Here is a 2,322-nt window from a genome sequence, read left to right on the forward strand (position 1 = left end):
CGGGCCAATAAGTACACCCCAAGCAGGCCACACAAGAGCCCCAGCGCCACGGCGGGCGTAGGGCGCTGGGCTACTCCGCTCCACCAGCCAAGAGGGCTAGGAACATGGGTACCGTAGCTACCAGCAGCGCCGCCAGCCCCGAGGGAATATATTGCTCGCCAAGCGTTACCCCACCGTTGCCGAAGGCCAGCAGGCAGATGCCAATGAGTAGGGCCACGCCCCAGCCTCGCCATGTAGGAGCAGGCTCGCCGCGCAGGCGCATAACCCCGTAAAGCACAGCTCCTGCCAGAGTATAGCGGCTCCCCGCCATCAACAAGGGCGGCATAGATTCAATGGCGAAGCGAATGCCTAGGTAGGTAGAACCCCAGATAAGGTAGACTGCTGCAAAGGCCAATAGGAGCGCCGTGCGTGAGGAAGTAGGCTGGTTCGACATAAGGCCAGAAGTAAGGACGGCCCAAACCTACGGCGTTTTACCCACCATGAATGGAAGGCAGCGCTTCGTTGCGCAAGAAAAGGCATCTGCAAACTACTAGGTTGGTGGCGCTGATGTACGGTGGAGAAGCAGCACTTCGCGACGAATTCCGTTCTTTACGGCATACTCCTACTGTGTTGCCTGTGCGCTCCTACCTGCTCCCGTTTCTGGCTGGCTTGCTAAGCCTCGCCCATTTGTCGTCGGCTCAACTCATGCAGCCCAAAACAGCCTTTACCCGTGCCGATTCGCTTCGGGGCCACCTCACGCCTTTGCGCACCTGCTACGACATCAATTACTACCATCTTGATGTGAAGCTGGATGTCGACAAAAAGTCGATTAGTGGCTCCAACGTGTTTCAGTTCACTGCCACTCAGGATTTTACTAAGCTGCAGTTTGACCTATTTGCCAACCTGAAGGTAGATAAGGTAGAATACCAGGGTAAAGCGGTACCCTATACCCGCGAGGCTAATGCCGTGTTTGTTACCTTCCCGGAGGCCATTCGGAAAGGTAGCCGTGCGGCCTTCACGGTGTATTATTCGGGCCAGCCTACCGTTGCTAAGCATGCTCCCTGGGACGGTGGCTTCGTGTTCACGCAAGACGCAAAAGGTAAGCCTTGGGTAGCTACCGCCTGCCAGGGCGTAGGGGCCAGCATCTGGTGGCCTACCAAAGACCACCAGGCCGATGAAGTGGATAGTATGCTCATCAGCGTGACGGTTCCCAAGGGCCTCACCGACGTATCAAACGGCCGCTTGCGCCGCACCACTACCGTAAAGGGCGGTGCTACTCGCTTCGACTGGTTTGTCGACAATCCCATCAACAACTACGATGTGGCGCTGAACGTGGGCAACTATACCCATTTTGCCGATACCTACGCCGGTGAGAAAGGCCCCCTAACCCTCGACTATTGGGTGTTACCCGAAAACCTGGCTAAAGCGAAAACGCAGTTTACAGCCAACGTGAAACCTATGCTCAAATCAATGGAGTACTGGTTTGGGCCCTACCCCTTTTATGAGGATGGATTCAAACTCGTAGAAACGCCTCACTTGGGCATGGAACACCAAAGCGCGGTAGCCTATGGCAATAAGTACCAGAATGGCTACCTCGGCCGCGACCGTTCAGAAACGGGGTGGGGGCTGAAGTGGGACTTCATCATCATTCACGAGAGTGGGCATGAGTGGTTTGGCAACAACATTACCAGCAAAGACATTGCGGATATGTGGGTGCATGAGGGCTTCACCTGCTACTCAGAGGGGCTATTTGTCGAAAGTCAGTTTGGGAAGAAAGCCGGCCAGCAATACATCCACGGGCAGCGGCGCAACATTCAAAACGATGGACCCATTATTGGCCCTTATGAAGTAAACAAGGAAGGCTCCGGTGACATGTATGATAAGGGTAGCAACATGCTCAATATGATTCGTACCGCCGTAGTACCCGATGATGCCAAATGGCGAGAGTTGCTGCGAGGTCTTTCGCGCACCTTTTACCACCAAACGGTAACTACTGAGCAAATAGTAAGCTACTTCAACCAGCAAACGGGCCAGGACCTCACACCCGTCTTCAATCAGTTTCTGCGTCACCCCGGCATACCTACCTTGGAAGTGCGTTTCTCTGGTGATGGGCAGCCCCAGGCCCGTTGGATTGCTGATGAATCGGATTTTAACCTGCCGGCTCGCCTGCGTACCAAAGGCGGAGAGTACCACACCCTCCCAATGACTACCTCTTTTCAGCCCGTTAACCTTCCGGGACTAACTAAGGATAATCTGGAAGTAGATGTTGAGAATTACTATATCGGGGTGCTGGTAGAATAACTATCCTCGCTCCCAGCAAAAGAAAAGCTCCACTGTTGCAAC

The 2,322-nt window shown here is 54.4% G+C and carries 2 protein-coding genes; one reads left to right on the plus strand and one right to left on the minus strand.

The window, feature by feature from the left end; translation table 11 throughout:
- Positions 1 to 70: 70 nt before the first annotated feature.
- On the minus strand, positions 71 to 433 hold the full coding sequence (locus tag VI25_RS21275; protein WP_055562850.1) for an EamA family transporter: 363 nt from the start codon (positions 431 to 433) through the stop codon (positions 71 to 73).
- Positions 434 to 483: 50 nt separating this feature from the next.
- Between VI25_RS21275 and VI25_RS21280 the strand changes: the two genes are divergently transcribed.
- Complete coding sequence (locus VI25_RS21280; RefSeq protein ID WP_236705185.1) at positions 484 to 2,280, plus strand: M1 family metallopeptidase; 1,797 nt, start codon at positions 484 to 486, stop codon at positions 2,278 to 2,280.
- Positions 2,281 to 2,322 lie beyond the last annotated feature (42 nt).

Origin of the sequence: Hymenobacter sp. AT01-02, from assembly GCF_000961955.2 — a bacterium.
In the GTDB taxonomy this organism is placed as follows: Bacteria; Bacteroidota; Bacteroidia; order Cytophagales; family Hymenobacteraceae; genus Hymenobacter; species Hymenobacter mucosus.